The 6,427-nt window shown below is 67.3% G+C and carries 12 protein-coding genes; 6 read left to right on the top strand and 6 right to left on the bottom strand.

What is annotated here, in order from left to right; all coding sequences use genetic code 11:
* Nucleotides 1-213 (bottom strand): Sir2 family NAD-dependent protein deacetylase (locus VFA16_RS22145; protein WP_324969898.1); only part of this gene is annotated, 213 nt, incomplete at its 3' end.
* A 34-nt stretch (nucleotides 214-247) separates the two neighbouring features.
* Between VFA16_RS22145 and VFA16_RS22140 the strand changes: the two genes are divergently transcribed.
* A complete protein-coding gene (locus VFA16_RS22140; protein WP_324969897.1) occupies nucleotides 248-613 on the top strand; it encodes a GntR family transcriptional regulator in 366 nt (121 codons plus the stop codon).
* A 2-nt stretch (nucleotides 614-615) separates the two neighbouring features.
* Here the strand turns inward: VFA16_RS22140 and VFA16_RS22135 are convergent, their stop codons facing one another.
* Both VFA16_RS22135 and VFA16_RS22130 read right to left on the bottom strand, forming a co-directional pair.
* Nucleotides 616-1,143 (bottom strand): DUF1697 domain-containing protein, encoded by a 528-nt coding sequence (locus tag VFA16_RS22135; RefSeq protein ID WP_324969896.1) that lies wholly within the window; start codon nucleotides 1,141-1,143, stop codon nucleotides 616-618.
* Nucleotides 1,140-1,961, bottom strand: coding sequence for a class I SAM-dependent methyltransferase (locus VFA16_RS22130; protein ID WP_324969895.1), 822 nt, complete (start codon nucleotides 1,959-1,961; stop codon nucleotides 1,140-1,142). The genes VFA16_RS22135 and VFA16_RS22130 overlap by 4 nt, the downstream gene beginning before the upstream one ends.
* A 70-nt stretch (nucleotides 1,962-2,031) precedes the next feature.
* Here VFA16_RS22130 and VFA16_RS22125 point away from each other — a divergent pair, with 70 nt between their 5' ends.
* Nucleotides 2,032-2,475 carry a PPOX class F420-dependent oxidoreductase gene (locus VFA16_RS22125; RefSeq protein ID WP_324969894.1) on the top strand — a complete coding sequence of 148 codons (444 nt, stop codon included), beginning with the start codon at nucleotides 2,032-2,034 and terminating at the stop codon, nucleotides 2,473-2,475.
* A 44-nt stretch (nucleotides 2,476-2,519) separates the two neighbouring features.
* Nucleotides 2,520-2,708, top strand: a complete 189-nt coding sequence (locus VFA16_RS22120; protein WP_324969893.1) for a DUF5302 domain-containing protein — start codon at nucleotides 2,520-2,522, stop codon at nucleotides 2,706-2,708.
* Here the strand turns inward: VFA16_RS22120 and VFA16_RS22115 are convergent.
* Complete coding sequence (locus VFA16_RS22115; RefSeq protein WP_324969892.1) at nucleotides 2,705-3,136, bottom strand: DUF4345 domain-containing protein; 432 nt, start codon at nucleotides 3,134-3,136, stop codon at nucleotides 2,705-2,707. The two genes, VFA16_RS22120 and VFA16_RS22115, sit on opposite strands and share 4 nt — an antisense overlap.
* A gap of 164 nt (nucleotides 3,137-3,300) precedes the next feature.
* Here VFA16_RS22115 and VFA16_RS22110 point away from each other — a divergent pair, with 164 nt between their 5' ends.
* The 3 genes from VFA16_RS22110 to VFA16_RS22100 are packed head-to-tail and all read left to right on the top strand — an operon-like array spanning nucleotide 3,301 to nucleotide 4,628.
* On the top strand, nucleotides 3,301-3,876 hold the full coding sequence (locus tag VFA16_RS22110; RefSeq protein ID WP_324969891.1) for a TetR/AcrR family transcriptional regulator: 576 nt from the start codon (nucleotides 3,301-3,303) through the stop codon (nucleotides 3,874-3,876).
* 9 nt (nucleotides 3,877-3,885) lie between these two features.
* Complete coding sequence (locus tag VFA16_RS22105) at nucleotides 3,886-4,485, top strand: HhH-GPD-type base excision DNA repair protein (RefSeq protein ID WP_324969890.1); 600 nt, start codon at nucleotides 3,886-3,888, stop codon at nucleotides 4,483-4,485.
* A complete protein-coding gene (locus VFA16_RS22100) occupies nucleotides 4,482-4,628 on the top strand; it encodes a DUF1059 domain-containing protein (protein WP_083084790.1) in 147 nt (48 codons plus the stop codon). Before VFA16_RS22105 ends, VFA16_RS22100 begins: the two co-directional genes overlap by 4 nt.
* A 92-nt stretch (nucleotides 4,629-4,720) precedes the next feature.
* Here VFA16_RS22100 and VFA16_RS22095 read toward each other — a convergent pair whose 3' ends face one another.
* The gene (locus VFA16_RS22095; protein ID WP_324969889.1) at nucleotides 4,721-5,773 is read right to left on the bottom strand and encodes a hypothetical protein; all 1,053 of its coding nucleotides are present in this window, start codon (nucleotides 5,771-5,773) and stop codon (nucleotides 4,721-4,723) included.
* Nucleotides 5,774-5,814: 41 nt separating this feature from the next.
* The coding region (locus VFA16_RS22090) for a hypothetical protein (protein WP_324969888.1) at nucleotides 5,815-6,427 on the bottom strand (613 nt) is incomplete at its 5' end.

Below are 6,427 nucleotides of genomic sequence, written 5' to 3'. Positions count from 1 at the left end.
GGCGCGGTGGCCGTCGTTGGGTTCGACGCAGCTGGCCAGGTAGTGCCGCCACAAGTACCAACCCCAGACCCGTTCCGGGTTTTGCAGCCAGCCGTCGATGCTGGCCAACTCGTAGGGGTCGAAGCGTGCCCACAGCCCGTTCTTGTCGTCGCGAAAAGTCGGCACTCCACTCTCCGCCGAGACTCCCGCGCCACTGAGCACTGTGATCCGCACCCTCCCAACATAGTCGCTGCGAGATACTGAGCAGGTGGAGCTGGGGGAATCAGTGCGACTCGACGCGCGGGCGGGCAGGCCGCTGTTCGACCAGCTCAGGACCCAGCTCATCGACGAAATCCGGACCGGCAGGTTGGGGCCTGGAACCAGATTGCCGACCGTGCGCGAACTGGCCGGCCAGCTGCACCTTGCGGTGAATACCGTGGCCCGCGCTTACCGTGAGCTGGAGGCTGCCGGCATCGTCGAAACCCGCGGCCGGTTCGGCACTTTCGTCGCCCGGGCCGACCCTGCCGACGCCGCGATGGCCGCGGCGGCCCGGAGCTACCTCGACACCGCCCGAGGCCTGGGCCTCGGCAAGCACGACGCGATGCGTTATCTCGATGCGGCACCGGACGACTGACGCTACTTGTCGGCTGCCTGCAGCACCTTGGCCAGCGTGCGCAGGTTGCGGGTAGTCGTCGACGACTTGTAGCGCGGCTTGCCCATCGTCTTGCCGATGGTGCTGTCCAGGGTGGCGCCCTTGGGAACCTGCCAGTAGATGACTCCGTCACCGTGGCTGATCTTCTCGTCGGGGCCGGCTTCCAGGGCGGCGAGTTCGTCGAGCACCGTGGTGTCGCTGACGAACGTGACATAAGACTGGTATCCCTCGACCTCGCGGTCGAACGGATATGCATCGAGGATGGCAGCCACTTTCTCGACGTCGTAGACCAGCACCCAGGCGTCATAGCCAAACTTCTCGCGAAGGGCGGCCTCGGCCTTCTTGCGCACCGTGCCGACGCGCGAAGCGGAATCCAGCAGCACGTTGCCACTGGCCAAGATGGTGCGCACGTTGCCGAAACCGGCGTCGGTCAACGCGGCTGCCACCTCGGCCATCTTGAGGTTGACGCCGCCGACGTTGACGCCGCGCAGAAACGCCGCATAGCGCGTCATGCGAACTCCAGAAGGGTGACGCTCGACCGCCTCCGCCGCATTGGGCGGATGCGATCCACGGGCCCCCACGCGAGCAGCTTGGACATTCCGTGGCCGGGCCGCAGCGGGACATCGCGGGCCGCGCACACGCCGGGGATTTGACGGCCGAGGGCGACACTCTCGTCCGCGGTCTGCCCGAACGGCATGGGCGGTAACGCATAGCGATCAGATAGATGCCAGCCCTGCAGCGTTCGTCGACTGGCCCAATGCGGTATCGAGTCGAATATCATCTGGCCGCCGGGAAATCGGGCCGCACAGTCGACGATCAAGTCGCGCCCATCGCCCGGCGGCAGGTACATCAGCAGGCCCTCGGCGGTGATGAGTACGCCGTGCCCGGTTTCGACGCGGTCCATCCAGCTGCGGTCCAGCGCCGACTGGGCGAGTTCGACGATGCGGTCGTCGCGCGGGAGCAGTTGGCGACGCAGCGCCATCACCGGCGGCAGGTCGACCGAATACCACGTAACGCCGTCGAGCAGACCGGCACGGTCCAGACGCCAGAAGCTGGTCTGCAAGCCTTCGGCCAGGGCTACGACGGACGCCTTTGGGTGCGTACGCAAATACTCCGCGGTGGCAGAGTCGAACGTCAGCGCCCGCCGCGGGTGATACTGATGCGGCTTGCCGAACTTCTCGTAGTCATAGTCGATCGCGTCGAAAAGTGCGATGGCCCAAGGGTCGTCGAGCACACCGTTCGGGCGCTTGGCCTCGATGGCGCGATTGCGCAACGTCCACAGTGTGGTGGTCGAGACGCCCAGCAGCGAATTGCCGTCGACCCTCGTCATAGCGCGATGGTAGCGACGCCGCCGGCGAATCGGGACCGGTCACCGACCGCCGCGACGGTAGGCTCGCTTCATGGGACGCCGAGTGTTCGACGACAAGCTGCTGGCCGTGATCAGTGGGAACTCCATCGGCGTGCTCGCCACCATCAAGCGCGACGGGCGTCCCCAGCTCTCGAACGTGCAGTACTACTTCGACCCGCGCAATCTGGTTATCCAGGTATCGATCACCGAGCCGCGTGCCAAGACCCGCAACTTGCGCCGTGACCCGCGGGCTTCGATCCTGGTCAACGCCGACGACGGATGGTCGTACGCCGTCGCGGAAGGCACCGCGGAATTGACGCCGCCGGCGGCCGCGCGCGATGACGACACCGTCGAGGCGCTGATCACCTTGTACCGCAACATCGCCGGCGAACACCCGGACTGGGACGAATACCGCGATGCGATGGTCACCGACCGGCGCGTGGTTGTGACGCTGCCCATCACCCACGTCTACGGCCTGCCGCCCGGCATTCGTTAATCTCCGCGAAGCGGTCAAACCGTCGTTCGCGCTACGCTGCGGTCATGGCGGTATCGAAGTCAGGGCCAGAATCCACATCGGACGACGAGACCAAGCGTAAGTTCCGGGAAGCCCTGGACCGCAAGAAGCAGAAGGCGTCATCCGGATCCGCGCGTAAGGACGCCGGCGCCAAACAGCCGCGTGCACACGGACCCGCCGAAAGCCGCCGGGAGTTCCGGCGCAAAAGCGGTTAGCCGGTGACCGCCGGGCCCAGCGCGGCTTTCTGCTGAGCGTCAGCCAGCCCGAGAAATGCTGCCGGAACAGCCAATTCGACTGCAGCAAGGACGTCCTGAAACCAATGCGGTCGACCGTTTACGGCCCGGGAGATCAACCGCCCCACGCCGCCAGCCAACATCAGCCCGGCCAGCAGGCGCACCTCGTCGGCGCGGATCGGTGACTTCCCAGCTGCGCGCATCCAGGCGATTCCGTACCCGGTAAAGATGGCCGAGTAGAAGCGCTCACGAGAGTCGACTGTCGCGTTGGCGTCCGTCGCGCCGGGAACCGACGCAGTGCCGAGCGCGAAGTGGTAGGCCCCGATGGCGATCGATGACACGCCGGTGCACACGCTCAGATACTTCAGGTATCGCCCTTTGGGCGTCGTGACAGCGGAAATGTCAGCCATCTGGGCGGTTCCTTTCGCGATGCGGAGGGAGGCTCGGCCAACGTAGCCCGGTAAGTAGACTAGTGTCAACTTAGCATGTAAGGTCTTGTGGCCCAAGGTGATCGTCTAGCCGGCGTCCCGGCGTCACGGGACAGTGGTAGACGGTTGTCAACTAGCATCTGGGTGTGGCCGTTCAACGCCGTCTCGGGCCGGAGCGTCGCCGCGAACACGTCGTCGACGCCGCGGAGCGGGTCTTCGCTTCCCTGCCCTACGAGGACGTGACCATGGATGCGGTCGCCGAAGAGGCCGGCATTTCCCGGGCGCTGCTGTACCGCTATTTCCCCGGCAAACCGACACTGTTCGCGTCGGTATACCGGCGAGCGGCCGAGCGGCTGCTCGACGGCGTTCGGTTGCGCCCGGATGCTTCGCTCGAAGACCAGATCGCCGGCGGTCTGGATGCTCACCTCGACTACTTCGTGGCCAACCGCAACACTGTGCTGGCCGCCAACCGGACATTGGCCAGCGATCCGGTCGTGCAGGACATCATCAACGCCGAGCTGGCCGCGCTGCGGGATCGCGTCGCCGACGCAGCCGACCTGGACCAGTCTGCGCGCCAACGGCTTTCCGCCATCGTCATCAGCTGGCTGGCGTTCGTGCGGGTGCTGTGTGTGCAGTGGCTGGCCGACGAGCAGTTCACCCGCGAAGAAGTCCGTGCCCTGTGCATGGACGCTCTGGCCGCGATACTGCCGCCGCCGCTTTAAACTGGGCGAGTGCCAAAACTGCAGCTCGCTCAGGATCCGCACGCCGACGCGTTGCTGGAATCCAACCCGCTCGCGTTGCTCGTCGGCATGTTGCTGGACCAGCAGGTGCCGATGGAGACGGCGTTCGCGGGCCCCAGGAAGATCGCCGACCGCATGGGCGGCTTCGACGCTACCAAGATCGCCGACTACGACCCAGACAAGTTCGCCGCACTGTGCTCGGAACGGCCTGCGATACATCGCTTTCCGGGTTCGATGGCTAAGCGGATCCAGGCGCTCGCGCAGGTCGTCGTCGACCGATACGACGGCGACGCCGCTGGGTTATGGACGGCCGGTGACCCCGACGGGGCCGAAGTGCTGCGGCGGCTCAAGGGGCTGCCGGGCTTCGGCGAGCAGAAGGCCCGCATCTTTTTGGCGTTGCTGGGCAAGCAGTACGGTGTGACGCCGGCGGGCTGGCGGACAGCGGCCGGCGAATACGGCAAGGCCGGCAGCCACATGTCGGTGGCCGATGTCTTCGACGCCCGCTCACTCGAGCAGGTGCGCTCCCACAAGAAGCAGATGAAGGCAGCCAAGACGGCGACTCCGAAGGTGACGCGAAAGGCGGCAACGTGAAAACACACCTGAACTGTCCGTGCGGTGAGGCGATCGTCGGCAAGGACGAGGACGAACTGGTCGAACTGACCCAGCAGCACCTTGCCAGCGCGCATCCCGGCCTGGAGTACGACCGCGACGCGATCCTCTTCATGGCCTACTGAGTTGCCCACGGTGGCCGCGAGCGGGCGTGTTTGCACACCGACACACCGGCTGTGGCGTACAAATGCGCCCGCTCGCGCTAGAAGTAGTACTCCTACGGCACCACCGTCGAGCCGATGGTGGGCAGGAACTGGCACTGCTTTTCCTTGGTGGTGACCTGCCCGAAGATCGTCGAGATGATGCTGCCCGAACCGGTGTCGGCGATAACGGTCAAGGTGGTCGGCCCGTCAGGGTTGATATCGGGGCGAGGCTTGAGTGTGGCGCTGCCCGACTTGCCGGTGGTGAGGTTCACCCACGTGACGTTCAATGGCAGCTTCTGCTCTTCGGCGGGTCCCGGTGTCCCGATCGCGGTGAACACGTAGGCGGTTTGGCCGGGTCCGGGACCCGGAGTCGGGATCTTCGCCGGACCCGCCACCGACAGCGCGGTCGCGATTGAGTTGCTGCCGTCGGCCAGGCAGCCGCTGCCGATCGAGGGGTACATGAAGTCCTGGGTGGGCGGAGCGTCCGGGCCGAAACCAGGGGCGGCCGCGGGCGCCGGGCCCCCGGCCGCTGGCGCCGGGCCCGACGGTGCGGGCGCCGGCCCCGACGGTGCGGCCGCCGACGGTGCGGGTGCGGGCCCCGGCGGCGCAGCAGCAGGAGGGCCGGCCGGCGGCGTGGCCATGGCCGCCGGAGCAGCGCCCGGCCGCGCGGCCGGCCCCGCTGGCGGAGCGGCTTGCGCCGGAGCCGCTGATGCTGGGGCCGGCCCCACGGCATGGGCGGGATCGATCCCAGTTGGCAGGTGTGCCTTAGCGCCCGGTTGCACACCCAGTGGCGGCGTATGAGCCGCCGCGGCGCTCGGAACCGCCGGGTCCTGCACGAACTGGTTCACGGCCGAGGCGACATTTTTCGACGCGTCCGGCGCTGTGGGATTCTGCGTAAACATTGACGCCGCCGCCATGAGCAGCTGGGACGCTTGCTCAGGGTCGGCGGCCGCCTGCTGGATGATCGGACTCAGCTGCGAGAGCGCCGGCAGACCCGGGAGTTGTTGGGACGGTAGCGGTTGCGGTGGCGCCGGCTCAGCGGCAGCGCTAGGGCATAGCGCTAATCCGGCGCTTGAAGCGATCGCAACGGCGGCGAAGCCGCTGCGGAAATTCCAGATGCGTACCACGGTGTTCTCCCGGTATCTCGGTGGGGCAGTCGGCTACACGCTCAGGGCAGCGCCGAAAGCGGGATCAATATCGGGTTGTTGATCACTGCCGGCGGCGCAGTCGCAGTCGATGGCACCGGAGCGGTCGGCGGCGTCATGCCGCGCGGGATCGGGACACCCCCGGGAGCAAGCGAAGCCAGGTCGCCAGGCAGGGAGACTTGCTGCGGCAATGGCACCGGCGAGAACGGCACGTTCGGCAGCGAAACCTGGGCGTTCGGCATTAGGCCCGGGCCAGCCGTCGGAGCCGTCGCAGCCGGAGCAGTTGCGGGCGCCGAAGGAGTTGCGCCCGGAAGGATCGAATTGAGCCCCGGCATGGCGGCGGGCGTCCCTTGTGTGGGCGACGTCGCCGGTGGTGCGAGAGCGGAAGCGCCCGGAACGTTTGCCGGCAGCTGCGGCACGCGGATGTCAGCGCTGGCCATGGGCGGCGGGGTCGGCGGTGTGGCCGGCGCGCCGCCGAGGGCGCTCGTGAGGCCCTGGAGCAATTGCGGTGCATTGGCAAGCTGCTGGCCGATGCTGCCAAGGTTGGGAACCGGCGCCGGCGGCGCGGTGTCGGCATGGGCGATGCCGCCCGTCAGCAGCGCGGCCGACCCCCCTACCACAACGGCGGTCGCGCGT

The sequence above is a fragment of the Mycobacterium sp. genome (genome assembly GCF_035653355.1).
GTDB lineage: Bacteria > Actinomycetota > Actinomycetes > Mycobacteriales > Mycobacteriaceae > Mycobacterium.
The sequence above is the reverse complement of the archived record's forward strand: the minus strand, read 5'-3'. Positions and strand labels throughout refer to the sequence as shown.

What these genes read in the sequence shown, in the direction of transcription:
- VFA16_RS22135 (WP_324969896.1), bottom strand. Translation starts at nt 1,143, where the DNA reads ATGACGCGCTATGCGGCGTTTCTGCGCGGCGTCAACGTCGGCGGCGTC.
- VFA16_RS22130 (WP_324969895.1), bottom strand. Translation starts at nt 1,961, where the DNA reads ATGACGAGGGTCGACGGCAATTCGCTGCTGGGCGTCTCGACCACCACA.
- VFA16_RS22125 (WP_324969894.1), top strand. Translation starts at nt 2,032, where the DNA reads ATGGGACGCCGAGTGTTCGACGACAAGCTGCTGGCCGTGATCAGTGGG.
- VFA16_RS22120 (WP_324969893.1), top strand. Translation starts at nt 2,520, where the DNA reads ATGGCGGTATCGAAGTCAGGGCCAGAATCCACATCGGACGACGAGACC.
- VFA16_RS22115 (WP_324969892.1), bottom strand. Translation starts at nt 3,136, where the DNA reads ATGGCTGACATTTCCGCTGTCACGACGCCCAAAGGGCGATACCTGAAG.